General features: G+C 72.3%; 26 protein-coding genes. 16 read left to right on the top strand and 10 right to left on the bottom strand.

Annotated elements, in window-relative coordinates; all coding sequences use genetic code 11:
- Nucleotides 1–219 precede the first annotated feature (219 nt).
- Nucleotides 220–840: a PadR family transcriptional regulator gene (locus tag OG289_RS10080; RefSeq protein WP_327313681.1), complete on the top strand. Its 621-nt coding sequence runs from the start codon at nt 220–222 to the stop codon at nt 838–840.
- Nucleotides 841–946: 106 nt separating this feature from the next.
- Here OG289_RS10080 and OG289_RS10075 read toward each other — a convergent pair whose 3' ends face one another.
- Nucleotides 947–1,375, bottom strand: a complete 429-nt coding sequence (locus OG289_RS10075) for a type II toxin-antitoxin system Rv0910 family toxin (RefSeq protein WP_327313680.1) — start codon at nt 1,373–1,375, stop codon at nt 947–949.
- A gap of 549 nt (nt 1,376–1,924) precedes the next feature.
- On the opposite strand from OG289_RS10075, the gene OG289_RS10070 reads away from it, so the two are divergent.
- The 3 genes from OG289_RS10070 (at nt 1,925) to OG289_RS10060 (ending at nt 4,891) form a co-directional block, all read left to right on the top strand.
- On the top strand, nt 1,925–2,458 hold the full coding sequence (locus OG289_RS10070; protein ID WP_327313679.1) for a Clp protease N-terminal domain-containing protein: 534 nt from the start codon (nt 1,925–1,927) through the stop codon (nt 2,456–2,458).
- Between the two features lie 266 nt (nt 2,459–2,724).
- Nucleotides 2,725–3,729: an EamA family transporter gene (locus OG289_RS10065; protein WP_327313678.1), complete on the top strand. Its 1,005-nt coding sequence runs from the start codon at nt 2,725–2,727 to the stop codon at nt 3,727–3,729.
- Nucleotides 3,730–3,952: 223 nt separating this feature from the next.
- Nucleotides 3,953–4,891: a DMT family transporter gene (locus tag OG289_RS10060; RefSeq protein WP_327313677.1), complete on the top strand. Its 939-nt coding sequence runs from the start codon at nt 3,953–3,955 to the stop codon at nt 4,889–4,891.
- A 183-nt stretch (nt 4,892–5,074) separates the two neighbouring features.
- Here the strand turns inward: OG289_RS10060 and OG289_RS10055 are convergent, their stop codons facing one another.
- Together OG289_RS10055 and OG289_RS10050 are read right to left on the bottom strand one after the other, a co-directional pair.
- On the bottom strand, nt 5,075–5,707 hold the full coding sequence (locus OG289_RS10055) for an FMN-binding negative transcriptional regulator (protein ID WP_327313676.1): 633 nt from the start codon (nt 5,705–5,707) through the stop codon (nt 5,075–5,077).
- On the bottom strand, nt 5,707–6,390 hold the full coding sequence (locus tag OG289_RS10050) for a pyridoxamine 5'-phosphate oxidase family protein (protein WP_327313675.1): 684 nt from the start codon (nt 6,388–6,390) through the stop codon (nt 5,707–5,709). The genes OG289_RS10055 and OG289_RS10050 overlap by 1 nt, the downstream gene beginning before the upstream one ends.
- A gap of 35 nt (nt 6,391–6,425) precedes the next feature.
- Here OG289_RS10050 and OG289_RS10045 point away from each other — a divergent pair, with 35 nt between their 5' ends.
- A complete protein-coding gene (locus OG289_RS10045; RefSeq protein WP_327313674.1) occupies nt 6,426–7,757 on the top strand; it encodes an aminotransferase class I/II-fold pyridoxal phosphate-dependent enzyme in 1,332 nt (443 codons plus the stop codon).
- A 143-nt stretch (nt 7,758–7,900) separates the two neighbouring features.
- Here OG289_RS10045 and OG289_RS10040 read toward each other — a convergent pair whose 3' ends face one another.
- Nucleotides 7,901–8,842 (bottom strand): DMT family transporter, encoded by a 942-nt coding sequence (locus OG289_RS10040; protein ID WP_327313673.1) that lies wholly within the window; start codon nt 8,840–8,842, stop codon nt 7,901–7,903.
- Between the two features lie 74 nt (nt 8,843–8,916).
- Between OG289_RS10040 and OG289_RS10035 the strand changes: the two genes are divergently transcribed.
- Entirely contained in the window at nt 8,917–9,819 is a 903-nt protein-coding gene (locus OG289_RS10035) for a LysR family transcriptional regulator (RefSeq protein WP_327313672.1), read from the top strand.
- Nucleotides 9,820–9,837: 18 nt separating this feature from the next.
- Here the strand turns inward: OG289_RS10035 and OG289_RS10030 are convergent, their stop codons facing one another.
- A complete protein-coding gene (locus OG289_RS10030) occupies nt 9,838–10,305 on the bottom strand; it encodes a pyridoxamine 5'-phosphate oxidase family protein (protein ID WP_327313671.1) in 468 nt (155 codons plus the stop codon).
- A 122-nt stretch (nt 10,306–10,427) separates the two neighbouring features.
- Here OG289_RS10030 and OG289_RS10025 point away from each other — a divergent pair, with 122 nt between their 5' ends.
- The gene (locus OG289_RS10025) at nt 10,428–11,090 is read left to right on the top strand and encodes an isochorismatase family cysteine hydrolase (RefSeq protein WP_327313670.1); all 663 of its coding nucleotides are present in this window, start codon (nt 10,428–10,430) and stop codon (nt 11,088–11,090) included.
- Here the strand turns inward: OG289_RS10025 and OG289_RS10020 are convergent.
- Complete coding sequence (locus tag OG289_RS10020) at nt 11,077–11,577, bottom strand: Rieske (2Fe-2S) protein (protein WP_327313669.1); 501 nt, start codon at nt 11,575–11,577, stop codon at nt 11,077–11,079. The genes OG289_RS10025 and OG289_RS10020 overlap by 14 nt on opposite strands.
- A 191-nt stretch (nt 11,578–11,768) precedes the next feature.
- On the opposite strand from OG289_RS10020, the gene OG289_RS10015 reads away from it, so the two are divergent.
- The 7 genes from OG289_RS10015 (at nt 11,769) to OG289_RS09985 (ending at nt 17,780) form a co-directional block, all read left to right on the top strand.
- Nucleotides 11,769–12,524, top strand: coding sequence for a HipA family kinase (locus tag OG289_RS10015; RefSeq protein ID WP_327313668.1), 756 nt, complete (start codon nt 11,769–11,771; stop codon nt 12,522–12,524).
- A complete protein-coding gene (locus OG289_RS10010; protein WP_327313667.1) occupies nt 12,521–12,937 on the top strand; it encodes a DUF3037 domain-containing protein in 417 nt (138 codons plus the stop codon). The genes OG289_RS10015 and OG289_RS10010 overlap by 4 nt, the downstream gene beginning before the upstream one ends.
- A 155-nt stretch (nt 12,938–13,092) precedes the next feature.
- Entirely contained in the window at nt 13,093–13,854 is a 762-nt protein-coding gene (gene fabG / locus OG289_RS10005) for a 3-oxoacyl-ACP reductase FabG (protein WP_327313666.1), read from the top strand.
- Nucleotides 13,855–13,885: 31 nt separating this feature from the next.
- The gene (locus tag OG289_RS10000) at nt 13,886–14,647 is read left to right on the top strand and encodes an SDR family oxidoreductase (RefSeq protein ID WP_327313665.1); all 762 of its coding nucleotides are present in this window, start codon (nt 13,886–13,888) and stop codon (nt 14,645–14,647) included.
- 190 nt (nt 14,648–14,837) lie between these two features.
- Nucleotides 14,838–16,427 (top strand): ABC transporter substrate-binding protein, encoded by a 1,590-nt coding sequence (locus OG289_RS09995; protein ID WP_327313664.1) that lies wholly within the window; start codon nt 14,838–14,840, stop codon nt 16,425–16,427.
- A 79-nt stretch (nt 16,428–16,506) separates the two neighbouring features.
- Nucleotides 16,507–17,190 (top strand): uracil-DNA glycosylase, encoded by a 684-nt coding sequence (ung, locus tag OG289_RS09990; RefSeq protein ID WP_327313663.1) that lies wholly within the window; start codon nt 16,507–16,509, stop codon nt 17,188–17,190.
- 125 nt (nt 17,191–17,315) lie between these two features.
- Nucleotides 17,316–17,780 (top strand): hypothetical protein, encoded by a 465-nt coding sequence (locus OG289_RS09985; protein ID WP_327313662.1) that lies wholly within the window; start codon nt 17,316–17,318, stop codon nt 17,778–17,780.
- Here OG289_RS09985 and OG289_RS09980 read toward each other — a convergent pair.
- The 3 genes from OG289_RS09980 to OG289_RS09970 form a co-directional block, all read right to left on the bottom strand.
- Nucleotides 17,768–18,235 carry a hypothetical protein gene (locus OG289_RS09980; protein ID WP_327313661.1) on the bottom strand — a complete coding sequence of 156 codons (468 nt, stop codon included), beginning with the start codon at nt 18,233–18,235 and terminating at the stop codon, nt 17,768–17,770. The genes OG289_RS09985 and OG289_RS09980 overlap by 13 nt on opposite strands.
- Before the next feature lie 119 nt (nt 18,236–18,354).
- Entirely contained in the window at nt 18,355–18,867 is a 513-nt protein-coding gene (locus OG289_RS09975) for a DinB family protein (protein ID WP_327313660.1), read from the bottom strand.
- A gap of 39 nt (nt 18,868–18,906) precedes the next feature.
- On the bottom strand, nt 18,907–19,503 hold the full coding sequence (locus OG289_RS09970) for a TetR/AcrR family transcriptional regulator (protein ID WP_327313659.1): 597 nt from the start codon (nt 19,501–19,503) through the stop codon (nt 18,907–18,909).
- A gap of 83 nt (nt 19,504–19,586) precedes the next feature.
- Between OG289_RS09970 and OG289_RS09965 the strand changes: the two genes are divergently transcribed.
- On the top strand, nt 19,587–20,774 hold the full coding sequence (locus OG289_RS09965) for an FAD-dependent monooxygenase (protein ID WP_327313658.1): 1,188 nt from the start codon (nt 19,587–19,589) through the stop codon (nt 20,772–20,774).
- Between the two features lie 10 nt (nt 20,775–20,784).
- Nucleotides 20,785–21,696 (top strand): Gfo/Idh/MocA family protein, encoded by a 912-nt coding sequence (locus OG289_RS09960; RefSeq protein ID WP_327313657.1) that lies wholly within the window; start codon nt 20,785–20,787, stop codon nt 21,694–21,696.
- Here OG289_RS09960 and lnt read toward each other — a convergent pair.
- The gene (gene lnt, locus OG289_RS09955) at nt 21,614–23,203 is read right to left on the bottom strand and encodes an apolipoprotein N-acyltransferase (protein WP_327313656.1); all 1,590 of its coding nucleotides are present in this window, start codon (nt 23,201–23,203) and stop codon (nt 21,614–21,616) included. The genes OG289_RS09960 and lnt overlap by 83 nt on opposite strands.
- Between the last annotated feature and the right edge of the window lie 26 nt (nt 23,204–23,229).

Below are 23,229 nucleotides of genomic sequence, written 5' to 3'. Positions count from 1 at the left end.
GCCGGTACAGCCATCCAGCCCACACCGCACTCAACCGCGCGACCGGGTTCCCTGAGACGGAAGCCCGAACGACTCGACTCGTTGAGAAAACGACTCGATCGAGTGCGGCGGGACACCAGCCCGCGGAAAAGGGGGGCCTTGCCATGCGAACTATTCCGATATATCGTTGACGCATCGCGACAGATCAGCGATGGAATGAACGGAAACGGAGTGATGACGATGCGCAACCACGGATTCGACGGTGGGCATGGGCGGCGCGGTGAAGGACGACGTGCGGCCTTCGGGCCCTTCGGGCCGGGTGGTCCGGGGTTCGGCCCCGGCGGCCCGGGCGGTCCCGGTTTCGGACCGGGCTTCGGTCCTGGCCCCTGGGGTGGACGAGGGCGCGGCGGACCCAGGGGGAGGGCGCGGCGCGGTGACGTACGGGCCTCGATCCTGGCCCTGCTCAAGGACCGGCCCATGCACGGCTACGAGATGATCCAGGAGATCGCCGAGCGCAGTGGCGGGGCGTGGAAGCCCAGTCCGGGCTCGGTGTACCCGACCCTCCAACTCCTCGAGGACGAGGGCCTGATCGCGAGCGAGAGCGAAGGCGGCAAGAAGCTGTTCTCGCTCACCGACGAGGGTCGTACGGCCTCCGAGGAGGGCCCGGAGGCCCCCTGGGAGGAAGCCACGCGCGGGGTCGACTGGGAGGCTCTCGGCGAGATCCGCCAGGCCGGCTTCGGTCTGATGGAGGCCTTCGGGCAGGTGTGGAAGACCGGCAGCAAAGAGCAGCGCGAGAAGGCGCTCACGGTCATCAACGACGCCCGCAAGAAGCTGTACCTGATCCTCGCCGACGGGGACTGACAACCGTCGTGCGACAACGCCGAGGCGCCCCGTGGAGTCATCCGCGGGGTGCCTTCGCGTACTTGGGGTACCTGGCGTACCGGGTGTGCCGGGTTGCGGCCGGCGGTCAGGACACCAGGCTGCCCAGCTTGCGCAGCGACTCGTTCAGGGCCGCCGTCCCCGAGTCCTTCAGCTTGCCCGCCATCAGCGACACGGCCGCGCCCGTGAACTCGCCGTCGATGCGGACCGTGGTGGCGTCGCCGTCGGGGGTGAGGGTGTAGCGCGTGGCGACGGACACCGCCATCGGGCCCTTGCCGCGGATGACCAGGACGCGGGCCGGTTCCAGTTCCGCGACCGTCCACTCGACCTCCGCCGGGAAGCCCATCAGCTTCATGTTCTCCTGGAAGGTGACTCCCACCTCGAGGTTCTCGGGGCCGCCCCGCGGGAAGTTGGTGTGGGTCGCGTTCCACTCCCCGTACGCCGCCCAGTCGGTGAGCTGGGCCCACACCTTCTCGGCCGGCGCCTGGATACGTGCCTCCGCGCTGACTTCGGCCATGCGACCACCTCTTCATGTCGGGCAACTCGGGCTGCGGTGTCGCGGAACGTAACTCCACGGCCTCGAACATTCAATACTGACGTATCTTCAGAAAGTGTGGAGCTCACCCCACCCGGCGTATCACCGCCACGTCGAACACGTCCCAGGCGCGCGGGAACGGCCCCTCCTAGTGGCAGTGCCAGACCTGCCGGAACAGGTCGGCGGGCAGCGCGTCCTGCGGGGCGTGGACCCGGTAGACGTACTGCCGGCCGTCGACAGGCCCGCGGGGCCCCCAGCCGGCACCCGCTCTCCATGTCCGCGGGAGACGTGCGGGCGGGGCTCGGTGGTTGCGTGACGGGCGTGCGGCAAGGCGGCGCGCGCTCCTGCGGGGGAAAGGGCCCGATCTCATCCGTAGGGAGGAGATTCCGCCGCCCGAGGTCCGCTCTGCGTGGGACGTGAAGATGCTTCCCTCCGGGGATGACGGCACCCGGCCGCGGCTGATGGGGTGGGGATGTGCAACCCCGTATTCCCCGGCAGTCTCCCCGCGGTCAGGCCGCGCACGCGCACGCCATGGACGACGACCCCCGGCTCGGCGCCGAGACCGCGGCGGCGCTCGCCTCCGCCCGCAGGCGGGCGGTCCGGGACGGGGACCGGCAGATCGACACCGCCCACCTGCTGCACTCGCTCCTGGAGCACGACCCCCAGGTCCGCGCAGCCTTCGGCGGCGGGCCCCAGCTCGCCCGGCTGCTCGGCTACCTCGTCCAGCGCAGCATCGGCTACGGCCTGCGCTGGCAGAGCGGCGTCGAGGACTCCGGAGCGCTGCCCGTCGTGACGGTCGTCGAGGGTTTCTCCCCGCTGGCCGCGACCGCGCTGGAGCTCGCGTGCGTGCGGGCCGCCCGCCGCGACGGTGCGCCGGCCCGGGGCGTCGACCTGCTCGCGGCGATCGTCACGGACCCCCAGGCACGGGCCGTCGAGGTCCTGACCCACGCCGGCGCCGACGTGTATGAGCTGCGCGCACGGATCGAGGACGCTCTGCGGGAGCACGACGAGGACGGTCTGGACGGGCGCGAGGCGTACGTCGGGGGCGGCGGCCCCGCCTGCTGACCCGCCCACTTCTCCCCGCCCGGCCCGTCCGGCCCGCCCAGCCCGGCCCGTCCGGCCCGCCCAGCCCGGCCCGTCCGGCCCGCCCAGCCCGGCCCGCCCGGCCCGTCCAACCCGCCCGGCCCGCCCGCCCGGCCCGCCCGCCCGGCCCGCCCGCCCGGCCCGCCCGTCCCGCCCGTCCCGCCCGGCCCGTCCCGTCCCGCCCGGCCCGTCCAGCCGATGAGACAGGTGTCAACGGGGGTGACGCTCATGTCGTCGCCTGTCATCATGTGCCGGTGCATACGTCTGTGAGCAGTCAGGGCAACCGCGGAAAGGGCATCGGGCTCGGTCTGGCGGTCGGGTCGGCCATCGCCTTCGGCGGATCCGGGGTCGCGGCCAAGCCGTTGATCGAGGCGGGCCTCGACCCGCTGCACGTGGTGTGGCTGCGGGTGACCGGCGCGGCCCTGGTGATGCTGCCGCTCGCCGTACGCCATCGCGCGCTGCTGCGCAGTCGGCCCGCGCTGCTCGCCGGGTTCGGTCTGCTCGGCGTGGCCGGAGTGCAGGCGTTCTACTTCGCCTCGATATCCCGCATCCCCGTCGGCGTCGCGCTGCTCGTCGAGTACCTCGCGCCCGCCCTCGTGCTGGGCTGGGTGCGGTTCGTGCAGCGGCGGCAGGTGACGCGTGGCGCCGCGTTCGGCGTGGTCCTCGCGGTGGGCGGGCTGGCCTGTGTCGTCGAGGTCTGGTCGGGACTGAGCTTCGACGCCGTCGGCCTGCTGTTCGCGCTGGCCGCCGCCTGCTGCCAGGTCGGCTATTTCGTCCTGTCCGACCAGGGCAGCGACTCCGGCGACGACGTCCCCGATCCGCTCGGCGTCATCGCCTACGGCCTCCTCGTCGGCGCCGTCGTGCTGACCGTCGTCGCCCGTCCGTGGGACATGGACTGGTCCGTGCTCGCGCACACCGCCGGCATGAACGGCACCGAGGTGCCCGCCTGGCTGCTGCTCGCCTGGATCGTGCTGATCGCGACGGTCGTCGCGTACGTCACCGGCGTGGTCTCCGTGCGCAGGCTCTCCCCGCAGGTGGCGGGCGTGGTGGCCTGTCTGGAGGCGGTCATCGCGACCGTCCTCGCGTGGGTGCTGCTCGGTGAGCATCTTTCGGCGCCGCAGATCGTCGGCGGGGCGGTGGTGCTGCTCGGCGCGTTCATCGCACAGTCGTCCGCGCCCGCCAAGGGCTCCCCGGAGCCGGTGGCCGCCGGCGGTCCCGAAAGGGAGTTGTCTGCCCGCGGCACGGCCGCCTAGGGTGACGATCATGCCTTCCGACGCACTCGTTCTTCCGCCTCCGGCCGCCTGAGGCGGGCTCTCCGGTGATGCACGCCCGGCACGCGCTGCCGGGCGGAACGGTGCTGCCCGCAGAAGAAGTCCGCGGACCGCTGCCCATGCGGCGGTCCCTTCCCGAACTTCTGTGCGGAGAGAACGCGTGTCCCCCTTGTCCTCCTTTTCTGGCCTCACTGGCTCCACCGCTGTGTCCCTGCCCGTCCGACGGGCCCTGCTCTATCTGATCGTCGCGGGCGCCGCCTGGGGTACGGCCGGTGCCGCCGCCTCGCTGGTCTACCGGACCAGCGACCTGGGCGCCGTCGCCCTGTCGTTCTGGCGCTGCGCGGCCGGGCTGGTGCTGCTGCTGGCCGCCCGCCCGTTGCTGCGGTCGCGCGCCCGGACCGCGACCGTCCCGGCGATCGCGCCCGAGCCGGTGCGCCGCAGGGTCCTGCGGACCACGGTCACGGGCGTCGGTCTCGCGGTTTTCCAGACGGCGTACTTCGCGGCCGTGTCCGCCACCGGACTGGCCGTGGCCACGGTCGTCACCCTCGGCGCGGGGCCCGTCCTCATCGCGCTCGGCGCCCGGCTGACCTTGGGGGAGCGGCTCGGCCGCGGCGGAGTGCTCGCCGTCGGCGGGGCGCTCGTCGGGCTGGGGGTGCTCTTCGCCGACGTCGGGGGCTCGGCCGTACATCCCCGGGGGGTGCTGCTCGCGCTGCTGTCCGCAGCCGGGTACAGCGCGATGACGCTGCTCACCCGGCGCTGGGGCCGGGACGGCGGCGCGGACGCCTCCGCCACCACCGTGGGGGCGTTCGCGGTCACCGCGCTGTGCCTGCTGCCGTTCGCCCTGGCCGAGGGGCTGCTGCCGCACAGCGCGGAGCCCCTTCGGGTGCTGGCGCTGCTGGTGTACATCGCGGCCGTGCCCACGGCCCTCGCGTACGCCCTCTACTTCGCGGGCGCGGCCGTGGTGCGCTCCGCGACCGTCTCCGTGATCATGCTCCTCGAACCGGTGAGCGCGGCGGTGCTGGCCGTGGCCCTCCTCGGCGAACGCCTCACGGCCACGACCCTCACCGGGACGTTGCTGATGCTGGCCTCGGTCACCGGCCTGGCCCTCGCGGAGACACGGGGCACCGGCCCGACCCCGGCCTGACGGAAGGCGGGGCCCAGCCCACATGGGGGCTGGGCCCGTGCTCGTGACGGCGGGTGGGCGGGCGGCTTGACGCCTGGCGGGCCGGGGGCGGGCAAGTCGATGCCTGGCCTCGGAGGGGGATGGCACTGGCCCTGCGGTGCCCGTCAGGGGTGCCATCGCCCTCCGCGCCCCGCCCCCGCGCTGTCATGTCCGGCGTCGGCGCGAGAGGTGGTCGAGGGCTGCCGCGTCGCCCGGGCCGCCGCGGGTGGCCAGGCTCTTGGCGATGCGGTCCTGGGTTTCGGACGGTCGGTGGGCCGCGTACTTGAACTTCGCTCGTACGGCGGTCACTTCGAGCCGGATGCCGCGGATGCCGGAGAGCAGGCGGCCGTACGGTTCCTCGCCGACCATGGGCCGGGCGGAGCCGCCTTCCGGCTGGAAGTGGCCCAGCTGACGGTGGAGCAGATCGGCTTTGGCCGTCGGGTCGTCCACGATGTGTGCCGTGCAGCGGAGTTGGACCGCCGCGTAGAAGCTCGTCGGGGTGCCGTGCTCGGCCGGGGCGCCCGGCGGCGCCTGCCAAGGGCCGGGTACGAAGACGTAGTCGTCGACCACGCTCAGCGTCACGGTCGGGTTCGCATCGAGGGCGGACCACAGGGGGTTGGGCCGGGCCAGGTGGGTGACGGCATCGCCCTCGCCGGGGTCGTAGGCGAAGTGCAGGGGCTGGACGAACGGGGGTTCGCCCGGTGGCCCGTTGACGGCGAGCTGGCCGAAGTCATGGGCGGACAGCCACTGTTGCCACTCGGCGTCCTCGTGCGGCGCGTCCCAGGGGTGGATCAGCATCACAACACCGTGAGGTAGCCGGGGAGTTCGGTGCCGGGCGCGAGGTCGGCCTCCGGGAGGGGCGTGCCGTAGCCCTTGCGCAGCGGGAGCACGCCGGCCCAGTGGGGGAGGGCGAGGTCCTCCGGTTCGTCGTTCACCCCGCCGGTGCGGGTCTTGGCCGAGACCTCGTTCAGGTCGAGACGGATCACCGCGGTCGCCGCCAGTTCCTTCTTGTCGGCGGGACGCGAGTCGGCGGCCCGGCCCGGGACGACGTGGTCGACGAGGGCGTCGAGCGCGGTGAGCTTCTCCTGCGGGTCCGTGACGTCGTGGGCGATGCCGTGCACCACGGCCGAGCGGTAGTTGATCGAGTGGTGGAAGGCCGAGCGGGCCAGGACCAGACCGTCGACATGCGTCACCGTCAGACACACGGCCAGCCCCGGGTCCGCCTGCCCCGTCATCCGCAGCGGACGCGAACCCGTCGAACCGTGCACGTAGAGCGTCTCGCCGACCCGGGCGTACAGCGTCGGCAGCACGACCGGCGCGCCGTCGCGGACGAAGCCGAGGTGGCAGACGTAGCCCTCGTCGAGTATCGCGTGCACCAGATCCTTGTCGTAGGAGGCCTTCTCGGCGGACCGCGTGGGGATCGTGCGGTCGGTCGGGGTGTAGGCGGCGGCCCGTGTCGTCGTCTCCGGGGTCCCCTGCATGGCGCTCTCCATTGCACTAGTGCATAATAGGTTTTGTGCTAGGAGAGTATCGGATCAAAGGTCGGCGCGCAGCAGACATTTCCGCGAGCATCGAGGCGGCGGTGGGTGCGGGTGAGCTCGAGCCGGGGCAACTGCTGCCTCCCATGAGGGAGTTGGCGACCGCGCTCGACGTGAACCCGAACACCGTCGCGGCCGCCTACCGCACCCTGCGTGAGCGGGGGGTGATCGAGACCGACGGCCGCCGGGGCAGCCGGGTGCGGTCGAAGCCCGCCACGACCGGGCGTGAGTTCATCCGGGTGGAGGTGCCGGAGGGCGTGCGGGACGCGGCGGCCGGCAACCCGGACACGGCTCTGCTGCCACCGCTGGCGCCGGCGTTCGCGTGGGCCGCCGCTGAGGGCGACCGGGAGCCGGTCCTGTACGGGCACGCGCCGGTCGAACCCGAGCTGGCGCGCCTGGCCAGGGCCGAACTGGACGCGGACGGCGTGCCGGCCGGACCCGTGGCCGCCGCCTCCGGGTCCCTGGACGCGATCGAGCGCGTCCTCGCCGCGCATCTGAGGCCGGGCGACACCGTGGCCGTCGAAGATCCCGGCTGGGGCTCCCTGCTCGACCTCGTGCCGGCGCTCGGGCTGCGCACGGTGCCGGTCGGCCTCGACGACGAGGGACCGCTGCCCGACGACGTGCGCCGGGCCCTGGAGGCCGGGGCGCGCGCCCTGATCGTCACCGACCGGGCGCAGAACCCGACCGGCGCGACGGTGGGCGCCGCACGCGCGCGTGCCCTGCGGGCCGTGCTGCGGGCACACCCGCAGACCCTGCTCGTCGAGGACGACCACGGTCACCGGATCGTCGACCTCCCCCTGCACCCCCTCGCGGGTGTCACCCGGCACTGGGCCTTCGTGCGCTCGGCCGCCAAGGCGTACGGGCCGGACCTGCGGTTCGCCGTCCTCACCGGGGACGACGTCACCCTCGACCGGGTCCGCGGGCGGCAGCGGCTGGGACCGGGCTGGGTCAGCCGGATCACCCAGCGGGCGGTGCTGTGGCTGATGGCCGAGGCGGCGGTGGACGCGCGGGCGGTGGCGGAGGCGTACGGCAGCCGACGTGACGCGCTGATCGCCGCGCTGGCCCGGCGGGGGGTCGAGGCGCGGGGGCGCAGTGGGATGAACGTATGGGTTCCCGTGCCGGACGAGACGGGGGCCGTTGCCCGGTTGCTGCACGCGGGGTGGGCGGTCGCGCCCGGGGCGCGGTTCCGGATCGGTTCTCCGCCGGGGATTCGGATCACCGTGTCTACGTTGGCGGAGGAGGAGATCGAGGGGTTGGCGGACTCGATCGCCTCGGCGGTGGGGTCGTCACCGCTGCGGAATTACGTCTAGCGCCGTGCGGGTGCGGGTGCGGGTGCCGGTGTGCGTTGGGGCTGGTCGCGCCCCCGCGGCGGAGCCGCATATCGCTACAGCCCCGCGCCCCTCTTGGCCGGACCTCGTAACCGGCCCTGAAAAGGTGCCGTCCCTCAGCCTCGCTATGACTTGGCCCTTGCCTGTGTCAGCGCCGCCCCCGCCAGGACTATGGCCGCTCCCGCCGGGGTCGACCAGCTCAGGTGCTCACCCAGCAGTGCGACTCCCGCTGCCGTCGCGATGACCGGGATGAAGTAGGTGACCGTCTGGGCCGTCGTGGGGCCGACCTCCGCGACCAGGCCGTACTGGACGAGGAGGGCCAGACCCGTGCCGAGTGCGCCCAGTGCGGCTGTCGCGAGCAGGGGGACGACGGGGAACTGGGTCGGGAGAGTGGTGAACAGCGGTGTGACCACGGCCAGTTGGAGTGTGGCCAGGAACAGCTGCGCGCCGGTCATCGACAGGGCCGAGGAGCCGGTGTTCGCCAGGGTGCGACGGAGGTAGATCCAGCCGACCGGGTAGCTGAGCGAGGCCAGCAGGGCCAGGGTCGTGCCCCGGGCGTCCAGGCCGTGGAAGCCCTGCCAGGCGCCCAGGACCGTCAGGACGCCGAGGAAGCCGAGGGCCAGGCCCGCGACGCGCAGCCGGGTCGGCCGGTCCTCCGACAGGGCCACCAGGGACAGGGCCATACCCCACAGCGGTGAGGTCGCGTTGCAGATGCCGGCGAGGGTGGAGGGGATCGTCAGCTCCGCGTAGGCGAAGAGGGAGAAGGGCAGGGCGTTGAGGAGGAACGCGGACACTGTCAGATGCGCCCAGGTGCGCGCCCCGCGCGGGAGTCGCTCCCGCTTGACCGCCATCGCGGCCGCCAGCACCGTCGTACCGAACACCAGCCTGCCCAGGGTGACCTGGAAGGGGGCGTAGCCCTCGGTGCCCACCTTGATGAGCAGGAAGCTGAAACCCCAGATCAGCGACAGCGCGCCGAAGCGCAGGCGCCAGTCGAGGGTGCGACGGGGGTGGGCGGGAGCTTCGGGGGAGGAGAGGTGGGGCGTGGCCGGGGTGGTGGCGGTGGTCATGGGGTCAAGGCTGCCGAGGATCATCTCGTAGCACAATCGAGAATTCTCGACCAGTATCTCGTAGCATTGCTTACGTGTTGAACCTGGAGCGCCTGCGCACCCTCGATGCCCTCGCCCGGCACGGATCGGTCAGTGGGGCCGCCGCGGGCCTGCACATCACCACGTCGGCCGTCTCGCAGCAGCTGGCCAAGCTGGAGCGGGAGGTCGGGCAGCGGCTTCTCGCCAAGCACGGACGGGGGGTGCGGCTGACGGACGCGGGGCGGCTGCTCGCCGACCACGCGGCCCGGATCCTGTCGCAGGTCGAGCTCGCACAGTCCGACCTGGAGGCCCAGCGCGGGCAGGTGGTGGGGGAGTTGAGGCTGTCCGCGTTCCCGACCGCGGCGCGCGGGCTGTTTCCCGTCGCGCTCGCCGAGCTGCGCAAGGCGCACCCCGGGCTGCGGCTGCGCTCGTGCGAGCTGGAGCCGGAGCACGCCATCGCCGGCGTCGTCCGCGGCGACCTCGACCTCGCCGTCGTCCTGGACTGGTACAACAAGCCGATGCCGGTGCCCGACGGCCTGGTCAAGGCGCCCATCCTGGACGATCCCGCCGACGTCGCGATTCCGGCCGGGCATCCGCTCGCGGACCGGGACGAGGTGGACCTCGGGGAGTTCGCCGAGGACGAGTGGATCACCTGGGGCGAGGGGGAGTTCTGCCACGAGTGGCTGATGTTCACCCTGCGCTCGCGGGGCGTCGAGCCGATCGTCGGCCACCGGGCGGCCGAGACGCACACCCAACTCGTCCTGGTGGCAGCCGGGTTGGGGGTGTGCATCGTGCCCCTGCTCGGACGCCACCCGGTGCCCGAGGGGGTCGTGATGGTCCCGTTGCGTCAGCGGGTGCGCCGGCATGTGTACGTGGTCTGGCGGGCGGACGCCGACCGCCGCCCGTCGATCCGGGCGGCGGTCGAGGCGCTGGAGGCGGCGGGACGGGCCGTGGGCTGAGCCCGGGGCCGAGCGGCCCTACGCGCCGCCCAGCTTGCGGAAGTCCCAGGACACGATCTTCTCCGGCTTCAGCCGCACCCACGCGTGCCGCCCGTCGTGCGGCATCGCGTCCAGGCTGAAGTTCTTGCGCGCGAACAGCGTCTCCACCGCGTCGAGTTCGGCGCACAGCTCCCCGGTGCGCGGGATCTCGCCGATGAACTCCACGGCGCCGGACAGCTCGACGCCCCGCAGTGCGTCGTACTCCTCGCCCGTGTCGATCACGATCGCGACCCGGGGGTCGCGGCGCAGGTCCGCCCAGCGCTTGCTGCGCACGACCGAGTACAGCCACAGCGCGGTGCCGTCCCAGAGGAACCACAGGGCGCTGACGTGCGGGGCGCCGTCGGTGGACACGGTCGCGACCCGGCAGGTGCGCTGGACGGTGAGAAACGCGTCCAGCTCGCCCGGCGTCATCATGATCTTCCGGCCCCGGCGCTGCGTGACGGTCATCCGGCCCCCATTTCTTGTCCTGTCTTGAAATTTGACGCTGCGTCAGAAAAGGATGGGTTCTTCTTCCTTCTCCACGCAACGGTGACTAGTCTCGCCCGCCCGCAGCGACCTCAGGAGGAGCCGTGCCCTCGTTCGAAGTACTCAGCGAGCTCCTCGATCCCGCGAACACCGTCCTGCTCACGGTGGAATGCCAGCGGGGAGTCGTCGGACCGGACGCCGCCCTGCCCGAACTCGCCCACGAGGCAAGGGAGTCGGGCGCACTCGACCGGATCGCCCGGCTGGTGGCCGCCGCGCACGAGAGCGGCATCCAGGTGATCCACGCCGTCGCCGCGCGACGCCCCGACGGCCGGGGCGCCAGTCGCAACGCCCGCCTGTTCCGCGCCGCCGAACGGCTGCCCGTCCAGCAGCTCACCGGCTCCGCCGCCGTCCGCGTAGCGCCCCCGATCAAGGTCGCCGACGGCGATCTCGTCGTACGGCGGCTGCACGGACTGTCCCCGATCCAGGGCACCGACGTCGACTCCCTGCTGCGCAATCTGGGCTGCCGCACGCTCGTCGTCACCGGGGTCTCGGCCAACGTGGCGATCCCCAACACCGTCTTCGACGCCGTCAACCGGGGCTACACGGCTGTCGTGCCGTCGGACGCCATCGCGGGGGTGCCTGCCGACTACACCCCCGCGATGATCCGCCACACCCTCGCATTGGTCGCCACGGTCGCGACCACGGACGAGGTGCTGGCCTGCCTTGGACGAACAGCCCGAAGGGGACCGGGCGTCAGGCCAGGGTGATCGAGTCGCCGCTGACGGTGATCTGCACCTCGGGCAGCGACGTCTTCGCGGGACCGCTCTTCACGCTGCCGTCCGTGATCGAGAAGTTGCTGTTGTGGCAGGGGCAGTTGATCACGCCGTCGGCGATGGACTTCACCGCGCAGCCCTGGTGGGTGCACACGGCGGAGAACGCCTTGTACGTGCCCGCCGTCGGCTGGGTGACGACCACCTTCTCGGATGCGAAGACCTTGCCGCCGCCCTCGGGTATGTCGGCCGTCTTGGCGAGCGCGGCGCCGGCCGCCGCGCTGTCCCCGCCGCCCGTGCTCGCGGCCTCGGTGCTGCCGGTGGAACCGGTGGAACCCGACGTGCCGGCAGACGACGAACTCGACGAGTCGTCGTCGGAGCCTCCGCACGCGGTCAGCGCGACGGAGAGCCCCGCGGCTCCGGCGGCTGCCACGACGGTACGGCGGGCGGGCCCCGACGCGGACTTGATCGATGCGCTGGTCATGCTGGGGGTTCCCTTCCAGGGGGTTGCGTGGATCTGCCGAGAGGTACGAGCCGCGGGCACCGCTTGTTCAGCGCCCCCGCCAAGTCCGGACAGTGTCGAGATCTTGACCCGTTCGACATGAGCGCGGCGTAAGCCAGAGCTGTCGCGGAGCTGTCGGCCGCGCATCGCCCCAGGCCCAGTAACCTGGGGCGATGCTCAAGGAAGTCACCGCGACCCGCTATGTCACGCCCCTGCGTGAGGGCGGCTCCTTGCCGGGACTCGTCGAGGCCGACGACTTCGGTATGTACGTCATGAAGTTCACCGGCGCCGGGCAGGGCCGCAAGACGCTGGTCGCGGAGGTCGTCTGCGGCGAACTCGCCCGCAGGCTCGGCTTCCGGGTGCCCCGTCTGGTGACCGTCGAGCTCGACGTCCTGCTGGGCCTCGGCGAACCCGACCAGCAGGTGCAGGGGTTGCTGAAGTCCAGCGGCGGCACCAACCTCGGCATGGACTTCCTCTCCGGCGCCCTCGGCTTCGACCCGCTCGCCTTCCCGGTGAGCCCCGAGGAGGCCGGCCGGATCGTCTGGTTCGACGCGCTGGTGAACAACGTCGACCGGTCCTGGCGCAACCCCAACCTCCTGGTGCACCGCGGCGACCTGTGGCTCGTCGACCACGGCGCCACCATGATCTGGCAGCACAACTGGCCCACCGCCGAGACCTCCGCGGCCCGCCCCTACGACGCCTCCGACCACGCCCTCGCCCCCTTCGGGCCGGACGTCGCGGCCGCGGCGGCAGCGCTGGCCCCGCAGGTCACCGCCGACCTCCTCGCCGAGGTCACCGCCGAGATCCCCGACGTCTGGCTGACGGACGAACCCGGCTTCGACACCCCGGACGCGCTCCGGCGCGCCTACGCGGCACCCCTCCTCGCGCGCGCCGCCGTCATCCACGACCGCATCAAGGGGACCAAGTGAACGAGCGTCACATCATCAGGCCGGGCCAGGGCGGCGACCGGGACGTCTTCGAGTACGCCCTGCTGCGCGTCGTCCCGCGGGTCGAGCGCGGCGAGTGCATCAACGCGGGTGTGCTGGTGTACTGCCGCGGCCAGGACTACGTCGGCGCCCGCACCCACCTCGACGAGGCGAAGCTGCTGGCGCTGGACCCGGCGGCGGACGTGGCCGGGGTGCGGGCCGCACTGCGGGCGGTCGAGGGCGTGTGCGCGGGCGGCGCCTCGGCCGGGCAGGCGGCGCGCGACGACGCCGGACGCCGCTTCCGCTGGTTGATCGCGCCCCGCTCGACCGTCGTCCAGCCGGGCCCCGTGCACACCGGACTGACCACCGATCCGGCCGCCGAGACGGAGCGGCTGCTGGAGCTGCTGGTGAGGTGATGGGTCACACCCCCGCCGTGTGGCGTTGACACCGGGTGCCAGGGCTTCTAGGTTCACGTCTGTCGAAGGTACTAAGCGGTCGCTCACCAGTCGGGCGCATCCAGCGCCCACCATCCGGGCGCGACAGGCTTTCTCAAGGGCGAGGAGAACCAGCAATGTCCACCACTGAGCAGCGGGTCGCCGTGGTCACGGGCGCGGCGCGCGGCATCGGAGCCGCCACCGCCGTACGGCTGGCCGCGGAGGGTCGCGCGGTCGCGGTCGTCGACCTCGACGAGGCCGCCTGCAAGGACACCGTGGAGAAGATCACCGCGGCGGGCGGCAGGGCGATCGCGGTCGGCGCGGACGTCTCCGACGAGACCCAGGTCGAGGCGGCGATCGCACGCGTCGTCGCGGAGCTCGGCGCCCCGACGATCCTCGTCAACAACGCGGGCGTGCTCCGCGACAACCTGCTGTTCAAGATGAGCGCCTCCGACTGGGACACTGTGCTGGGCGTGCACCTGCGCGGCTCGTTCCTGATGACCAAGGCCGTCCAGAAGCACATGGTCGACGCCGGCTTCGGCCGGGTCGTCAACCTGTCGTCCTCCTCGGCGCTCGGCAACCGCGGCCAGGCCAACTACTCCGCCGCCAAGGCCGGTCTGCAGGGCTTCACCAAGACCCTCGCCATCGAGCTCGGCAAGTTCGGTATCACCGCCAACGCCGTCGCCCCCGGCTTCATCGCCACCGACATGACCGCCGCGACCGCCGCCCGCGTCGGCATGGGCTTCGAGGAGTTCAAGGCCGCGGCCGCCACCCAGATCCCCGTCGCGCGCGTCGGCGAGCCCGACGACATCGCCAACGCGATCGCCTTCTTCACGAACGAGGCCGCCGGCTTCGTCTCCGGCCAGGTGCTGTACGTGGCCGGCGGACCGCTCGACTAACGGCCACTAGGGACCACTGGGGATCACGAACATGACTGAACTGCCCGCACTCTCCGGCAAGGTCGCCCTCGTCACGGGCGCCAGCCGAGGCATCGGTTACGGCGTCGCCGAGGCCCTTGTCGCCCGTGGCGACCGGGTCTGCATCACCGGCCGCAACGAGGACGCCCTCAAGGAGGCCGTCGAGCAGCTCGGCGCCGACCGGGTCATCGGCGTCGCCGGCAAGGCGCACGACGTGGAGCACCAGGCCGTCGCCGTCGAGCGCACCATGGAGGCCTTCGGCCGCGTCGACTTCCTGGTCAACAACGCCGGTACGAACCCGGTGTTCGGGCCGATCGCGGACCTCGACCTCGACGTGGCCCGCAAGGTCTTCGAGACCAACGTGGTCTCCGCGCTCGGCTTCGCGCAGAAGACCTGGCACGCCTGGCAGAAGGACAACGGCGGCGCGATCGTCAACATCGCCTCCGTCGCCGGGCTCTCGGCCTCGCCCTTCATCGGCGCGTACGGCATCAGCAAGGCCGCGATGATCAACCTGACCCAGCAGCTGGCGCACGAGTTCGCGCCGCGCGTGCGGGTCAACGCGATCGCCCCGGCCGTGGTGAAGACCAAGTTCGCCCAGGCCCTGTACGAGGGCCGCGAGGAGGAAGCGGCCGCCGCCTACCCGCTGGCCCGCCTCGGCGTGCCGTCCGACATCGGCGGCACCGCCGCGTTCCTCACCTCGGAGCAGTCGGACTGGATCACCGGCCAGACCCTCGTCGTCGACGGCGGCATCTTCCTGAACGCCGGCGTGGCATAACCCCCTCCACGCGACCACGGGCGCCGGTTTCCTTTACGGAAACGGCGCCCGTGTCGTCGTACGGACGTCGTACCCGTGGATGACAACGTCGTCATACCGGGAGTGATCAAGAACGCCCCATGGGCGCCGGTTCACGCCGCGTGTCGCTGCGGTATGGTCTGCCAACCCTTGGCATGGCAGATCGAGGAGCGTGCGCGTGTTCAACCGGAACCGATCCTTGCAGCAGATGGCGGCGATCGTGTCCATATCCCTGGTGGCCGGGTGCAGCCTCCTGGGAGAGGAAGGCTCCGACGACGCCGGGCCGATTGTCGTGGGCACCACCAGCGCTCCCAGCACGCTGGACCCCGCCGCCGCCTGGGACGGCTCCTGGGAGCTGTTCCGCAACGTCTACCAGACGCTGCTGAGCTACCCGAACGGCGCGACGGATCCCCAGCCGGACGCCGCCAAGTCCTGCGTGTTCACGGACAGCTCGAACCGCACCTACAAGTGCGAACTGCGCGACGGCCTGAAGTTCTCAAATGGCGACAAACTGGACGCCAAGGCTGTGAAGTACTCGATCGACCGGATCAGGGCGATCGACGCGTCCACCGGCCCCAACGGACTGCTGGGCAGCCTGGACAGCGTCGAGGCGAACGGTGAGAACGAGGTGCTCTTCCGGCTGAACAAGGCCGACGCCACCTTCCCGTTCGTGCTCGCCACTCCCGGCATGTCCCTCGTCGACCCCGACGACTACCCCGCGAAGTCCCTGCGCAAGGACGACGGCATCGTCGGCTCCGGACCGTACCGGCTGCAGTCCTACGAGGAGGGCAAGCAGGCCGTCCTCGTGCGCAACGACAACTACAAGGGCTTCGCCGACCGCAAGAACGACGCGGTGACCATCCGCTACTTCCAGGACTCCGGCGAGATGGTCAAGGCCCTGCGCGCCAAGGACATCGACATCACCTACCAGGGGCTCGCCGCCGACGACATCGTCGACCTGGAGACCAAGGGCGCCGCCAACGAGGGCCTCCAGCTCATCGAGGCCGCCGGCAGCAACATCAACTACCTGGTGTTCAACCCCAAGGACCCGTTGTCGAACAAGCTCGCCGTGCGCCGGGCCGTCGCCCAGGTCGTCGACCGCGCCGCGATCGCCCACAAGATCTACAAGGACACGGTCGACCCGCTGTACTCCATGGTCCCGACCGGCCTGACCGGCCACACCACCGGTTTCTTCGACTCCTTCGGCGACCCCGACGCCAAGAAGGCCCGCACGATCCTCAGCGAGGCCGGCATCACCACGCCCGTCCCGCTCACCCTCTGGTACACCACCGACCGCTACGGTTCCGACACCGCTCTGGAGTTCAAGGAGATCAAGAGCCAGCTGGAGGCCTCGGGCCTGTTCTCCGTCACCCTGAAGAGCCGCCCGTGGAACACCTACGTGGTCGGCTACGAGAAGGGCGAGTACCCGGTGTTCGGGCGCGGCTGGGCCCCCGACTTCCCGGACGCCGACAACTTCATCGCCCCCTTCGTGGGTGAGCAGAACGCGCTCGGTACGCCCTACCCGGCGAAGGAGATCACCCAGGTGCTGCTGCCGCGCTCCCGCCAGGAGAGCGACCGCGCCAACGTGGCCAAGGACTTCGAGGAGGCCCAGCAGATCCTCGTCGACGACGCCCGGCTGCTGCCGCTGTGGCAGGGCAAGCAGTACATCGCCTCCTCCGAGGACGTCTCGGGCGGGGAGCGCTCCCTGGACCCGTCGACGATCATGATGATGTGGGAACTGTCCCGCAAGACCAGCTGGTGAGCGGTCGGCCGCGTCGGTTGTCAGTGGTCGCCTGTAAGTTCTGTGGTCGGGAAGTGACCGCACAACGGAGGACGTTGACGTGACCGACATCGCCATGCTGCCCGAGTCCTGGCGCGGGGTTCTGGGCGACGAACTGCAGCAGCCCTACTTCAAGGAGCTGACGGAGTTCGTCGAGGAGGAGCGGGCGAAGGGTCCCGTCTACCCGCCGCGCGAGGAGGTGTTCGCCGCGCTCGACGCGACGCCGTACGAGCGGGTGAAGGTGCTCGTCCTCGGCCAGGACCCGTACCACGGCGAGGGCCAGGGACACGGCCTGTGCTTCTCGGTGCGGCCCGGGGTGAAGATCCCGCCCTCCCTGAGGAACATCTACAAGGAGATGCACGCGGAGCTGGGCACGCCGGTCCCGGACAACGGCTACCTGATGCCGTGGGCGCAGCAGGGAGTCCTGCTCCTCAACGCGGTCCTCACGGTCCGCTCCGGGGAGGCGAACTCGCACAAGGGCAAGGGCTGGGAGAAGTTCACGGACGCGGTCATCCGCGCCGTGGCCGACCGGCCCGACCCGGCCGTGTTCGTCCTGTGGGGCAACTACGCGCAGAAGAAGCTCCCGCTCATCGACGAGACCCGGCACATCGTGGTCAAGGGCGCGCACCCCTCCCCGCTGTCGGCGAAGAAGTTCTTCGGCTCCCGTCCGTTCACGCAGATCGACGCGGCGGTCGCGCAGCAGGGCCACGAGCCGATCGACTGGACGATCCCGAACCTGGTCTGAGACCACTGCCGCCGGGCCGGTCCCTCCGGGGGCCGACCCGGTGCCGCCTGACCGGGATTGCCGCCGGCTGCCGTTAGCGTCGTCCCGAGGACGCGGCGTCGTCCCGAGGACGCAAGGAGGGCGCGGTGGCGGAGCGACAGGGGCAGACGGCACCGGACGCCCTGCTGACGCGGATCGGGCAGGTCGTGATGCTGCACCACGGGGGAGACCGTGAGGAGGCCCGGCACCGCCTCCTCGACCTCTGGACGGAACTCGGCGAGGACGGCGACCCACTGCACCGCTGCACCCTCGCCCACTACCTGGCCGACACCCACGACGACCCGTCGGACGAGCTGGCGTGGGACCTGCGGGCGCTGACGGCTGCGGAAGAGCACGACGGGTCGGTCGAGGTGCGGGCGCTCTACCCGTCGCTGCACCTCAACCTGGCGGCGGACTACGTGAAGCTCGGCCGCGCCGAGGCCGCCCGTACCCATGTACGCCGGGCACGCACGGCGGCCGTGGCACTGCGGGACGACGGCTACGGGGACGGGGTACGGGCCGCGATCAGCAGGCTGGAGCTGCAGTTGGGGGAGGGGCCTCACCGCCCATAGGCCCGCTTGCAGATCACCGCTTCCGGGCTGTCCCCCTGCCAGCCGCCGTACTTCCTGCCGAGTGCGCACACGTCGGTGTTCCTGCGCACCTCCTTCTCCACATCCGGGATCTCCACGCGCGGCTGTGCGCGCCGCCGCGGCTCGGTGTGGGCCGGCCGGGGGTGGTGCGGACGGTAACGGGACGAGGGCGGCTGTTCGGCCGACGGCGCCGCCGTCGGCCGCTGTGCCGGCGCTGTGGACCGCGGCTTCCGGGACGGCCCGACCATCTCCAGCGCCTCACGGGCCGGCGCCTGCACGACCTGCGTATCGGCCTGCCCCTCCGGGCGCGGCACGGACTGCAGGGACGGCGCCACGGCCGGCCCGGGCGCGGGTGGACGCTGGATGGTCACGCACCCGGAGAGGGCCGAGAGGGCCACGGTGACCAGGAGCGTCGCGGTAGTCGTCGTTCGATGCACCCGCGCAACTCTGATGGTTCCGGCCGCCCGCGCGACAGCGGACGAGCGGAGGTTGCCCCGCACGGGTGATCTCGTACCCCCAACGGAGGGAGCGGGGCCGGTCGGGCCGACGGCAGGGCCTAGTCTCCTGTCGCGCCGTCGACGCACTCCCGGATCAGGTCGGCGTGGCCGTTGTGGCGGGCGTACTCCTCGATCATGTGCGTGTAGATCCAGCGGAGGCTGAACGGTTCCTCGGTGAACCTGCTCCTGCCCTTCGAGAGATCGTCCAGCGCGAACTCGGCTGCGTGCCGCCGGGCGGTCTCGATCTCCGCCCGCCAGGTGGCGTACGCCTCCTCCCAGGTGTCCTCCTCGGTGAGGTGGAACTCGCCGTCGGGGTCGGCCTCGCTGTAGTGGATCGGGCCGGGTTCGTCGCCCGCCAGCACCTTGCGGAACCAGCCGCGCTCCACGTCCGCCATGTGCCGCACCAGCCCCATCAGCGACAGCTCGGACGGCGGTACCGCGGCCGTGCGGAGCTGGGCGTCGGTGAGGCCCTCGCACTTCCAGGCCAGGGTCTGCCGGTGATAGTCCAGCCAGCCCTCCAGCATGGTGCGTTCGTCGGCGTTCTGGGCGGGTTCCGTGCGCTGCGTCGTCATGCCCGCATGATTGCCCAACCCGTCCGCCGTCTCCACGGCTTATCCGCCGAGCATGCCGCCCAGCAGCTCCCTCAGGCTCGTGCGCACGTCCTTGGGGCTCGGGGTGGCGAAGGACCCCGCCACGCAGGAGAACATCAGCCCCTCCGCCCAGGCGACGAGCGACAGCGCATGCCGGGCCGGGTCGGTCGAGCCGGCCGCGGTGACCATCGCCGTGAGCCGGTCGCGGAACACGGCGCCCGTCGCGTCGTAGAAGGCCCGCAGTTCGGGGCGGCGGGTCGCCTCCAGGGCGAGCTCGTAGCGGGCGACGACCAGATCGCGGTGGCCGGTCAGGGAGCGGTGGACCGAGCGGGCGAGGGCTCCGGCCAGCGCGTCGAGGCCACCGCTCGGGTCCGGCGTCTCCTCCAACGCCAGCACCCGCGCCTCCCGCTCGGCGAGCCGCCGCACGGTGAGATCCAGCAGGGCCTGGCGGGTGCGGGCCAGGTTGGAGGTGGAGCCCTGGGGGAGCCCGGCCGCCTCGTCGACGGCCCGGTGCGTCAGCCCGCGCATGCCGCGCTCGGCGAGCAGGGCCAGGGCGGTGTCGGCGACGAGATCGGCGCGGGACGGGCTGGTGGACGGCGGGGCGGGGCGTACGGACATGGGCTCAACCTACCGTCGGAACTACACCCGTAGTATGGTCGACCCGTCCGTGCACTACAGATGTAGTGAAGCGAGGGGGAGTCATGGCACAGCAAGGGTCGTCGCGGGTCGCGATCGTCATCGGAGGCGGAATCGGGGGCCTCACCGCCGCCGCGGCGCTGCATCTGCGCGGTTGGCGGGTCACCGTCCTGGAGCGGGCCGCCTCCCTGGCCCCGGCCGGCGCCGCCATATCGCTGGCGCCCAACGCCCTGCGCGCCCTGGACGTCATCGGCGTCGGCGACGAGATCCGCGACCTCGCCGCCTGGCAGGGGGACGGCGGTCTGCGCACCCCTCGCGGCCGCTGGCTGTCCCGCGCCGACGCGGAGGCGGCCGCCGCCCGTTTCGGCGGACCTCTGGTGCTGCTGCACCGGGCCACCCTGATCGCCATCCTGAGCGCGCTGCTTCCGCCGGACGCCGTCCGCACCGCGACGCCCGCCACCCTCGCCGACACGGGCGACGCCCACCGCCCGGCCCGCGTGACCACTCCCGACGGCGAGTGGGATGCCGACCTGGTGGTCGCCGCCGACGGCGTCCACTCCGCCGTACGCCACACCCTGTTCCCGGACCACCCCGGCGCGGTCCACTCCGGTTTCACCACCTGGCGGGTCGTGATCCCGCTGCCCGGGGTGGAGTTCGCCTCGCACGAGACCTGGGGCAGGGGGTGCCTGTGGGGCTCGCACCCGCTCAAGGACGGCCGGGTCTACGCGTACGGCGCCGCCCTCGCCCCCGCCGGGGAACGCGCCCCCGACGAGCGCGCCGAACTGCTGCGCCGCTACGGCGACTGGCACCGCCCGGTCCCCGAGATCCTCGCCGCCGTTCGCCCCGAGGACGTCCTGCGGCACGACGTCCACCACCTCGCCGAGCCCCTGCCCGCCTTCCACCGCGGACGCGTGGCCCTCCTCGGCGACGCCGCCCACCCCATGCCCCCGAGCATCGCGCAGGGCGGCAACCAGGCCGTCGAGGACGCGATCGTCCTCGCCCACCACGGCACGGACCTGGCGGCCTATTCGGCGGCCCGCCTGCCCCGTACGACGGCCGTGGCCCGCAGAGCGGTGCGGGTGGGGCGGCTCAGCCTGGCCGCGAAGCCCGTCGCCGTCGCCGTACGGAACACGGCTCTGACGGCGCTGTCGGCGGCGGGACCGGCGCTGTTCCTGCGCGGCTTCGACGGGATCGCCGACTGGCGGCCGCCGCAGCGGCCGTATCCTGCCGTGGAGGCACGCGGTACGAGGTGAGGGAGCGCCAGTGAAGGTCGGCTGCATCGGGCTCGGCGACATCGCGCAGAAGGCGTATCTGCCGGTGCTCGGCGCGCTGCCCGGGATCGAGCTCCACGTGCAGACCCGCACGCCCGCCACCCTCGAACGGGTCGCCGACACCCTCCGCCTGCCGCGCGAGCAGCGCCACCGCGACCTCGACGCGCTCCTCGCCGCGGGCCTGGACGCGGCCTTCGTGCACGCGCCCACCGCCGCCCACCCGGAGATCGTCACCCGGCTGCTGGAGGCGGGTGTGCCGACGTACGTCGACAAGCCCCTCGCCTACGAACTCGCCGACTCCGAGCGACTCGTGACGCTCGCGGAGGCGCGCGACACGTCCCTCGCCGTGGGCTTCAACCGGCGGTTCGCGCCCGGCTACGCGCAGTGCGCCGACCATCCGCGCGAGCTGATCCTCCTGCAGAAGAACCGGGTCGGGCTGCCCGAGGAACCTCGCACCATGATCCTCGACGACTTCATCCACGTCGTCGACACACTGCGCTTCCTCGTGCCCGGACCGGTCGACGACGTGACCGTGCGCGCCCGCGTCGAGGACGGGCTGCTGCACCACGTCGTCCTCCAGCTCGCCGGAGACGGCTTCACCGCGCTCGGGGTGATGAACCGGCTCAGCGGTTCGAACGAGGAGATCCTCGAGGTGTCCGGGCAGGACACCAAGCGTCAGGTCGTCAACCTCGCCGAAGTGATCGACCACAAGGGCCAGCCGACCGTGCGGCGGCGCGGCGACTGGGTGCCGGTGGCCCGGCAGCGCGGCATCGAACAGGCGGTGCTGGCCTTCCTGGACGCCGTACGGGCGGGCAAGGTGCTCAGCGCCCGGGACGCGCTGGCGACTCACGAACTGTGCGAGCGGGTGGTCCGAGCGGTGCGGGACCGGTCCGCCGCAGTCTGACCGTCCGGGCCCCCTCCGAGAGCCCCAGCGCGCCGAGCACCAGCAGGGCCAGGTCGACCGGCCAGTCGCCGTAGCGGACGTACGGGGTGACGCCGTCGGCGAGCGGGACGTCGTAGACGGCCGTCGTGCTCGCCTCCGTGCCCAGCCACGAGCCGATGCGCCGGCCGCTCGCGTCGTACACGGCGGAGACGCCGGTGAGGGTGGCGTGCACGAACGGGCGCCCGGTCTCCGCGGCACGCAGCGCGCCCAGCGACGCGTGGTGCTCGGGCGCCCAGCTCTGCTGGAAGGAGGAGGTGGAGGACTGGGCGACCAGCAGGTCCACGCCGTCGTCGGCGAGGTGCCGGCTCATGTCCGGGAAAGCCGTCTCGAAGCACACCATCGGCCCGATGCGCAGGCCGGGACCGGCGTTCATCACGACCTGCTCGCTGCCGCGCCGCCGGTCCTCACCGGCCGCCTTGCCGACGGAGGTGGCCCAGCCGAGCAGGGAACGGGCCGGTATGTACTCACCGAACGGCACCAGCCGCATCTTGTCGTACCGGTCGCCGGTCGGGCCGTCCGGGCCGACGAGGATCGAGCTCTTGTAGACACCCGGCCGGTCGGAGCGGCGGGCGTCGACGTTGACGAGGATGTCGGCGCCGGTCGACCGGGACAACTCCGCCAGGCGTTTGGCCAGATCGGGCCGTTCGGCGAGGTCGTACCCGACACTGCTCTCGCCCCAGACGATCAGGTCGACGTCCTGCCCGGCCAGACGGCGGGTCAGCTCCTCCTCGCGGTCGAAGCGTCGGTCGGGGCCGTCGACCACGCCCGGCTGCACGACGGCGATCCGGGCCCGCCCGTCGGCGTCGGGGCGAGGCGCCCACACCCACGCGGCCGAGGCGGTGGCGGCTGTGGCGACGAGACCGGCGACGGCCGGCACCCGGGACGCCGGAACGGAGACGAGGACGGCGACCGCGACGTTCACCGCCACCACCAGGAGGCTGAGCAGCCACACCCCGCCGACGGAGGCGAGCCGCAACGCGGGCTCCACCTGCCACTGACTGGCCCCGAGCATGCCCCACGGCCCGCCGAGCCCCTGCCAGGAGCGGACGAGTTCCACGGCCAGCCAACCCGAGGGCAGCACGAGGAGCGCGGCGAACAGCCGCCCGCGAGAGGGGACCGTGCCTTCGGCGTCTTCGGCGAGGAACCGCCGGACCAGCCACGCCCATGGCGCCCACAACGCGCCCAGCAGCGCGGCCAGCACGAGCGTGAACACGTGCAGGCTCGGCAGCAGCCAGTGGTGCATGGCCAGCATGAAGCCGAATCCGCCGCTCCAGCCGTCGCACGCCGCCCGCCTTCCCGTCGGCGCGGAGCGGGCCAGCAGGATCCAGGGGACGAGCGCGACATAGGCCCACCACCACAGCGCCGGCGCCGGGAACGCGAGCACGGGCAGCGCGCCCGCGAGGGCCGCCACGGCCGTACGCCGCCAGGGGGAGGTGAGCCAGGGGCCGAGCGTCTTGCGGATCTCCATGAGGCACCTCCCTACCCGGTGGGTTC

It is taken from the genome of Streptomyces sp. NBC_01235 (genome assembly GCF_035989285.1).
GTDB lineage: Bacteria > Actinomycetota > Actinomycetes > Streptomycetales > Streptomycetaceae > Streptomyces.
The sequence above is the reverse complement of the archived record's forward strand: the minus strand, read 5'-3'. Positions and strand labels throughout refer to the sequence as shown.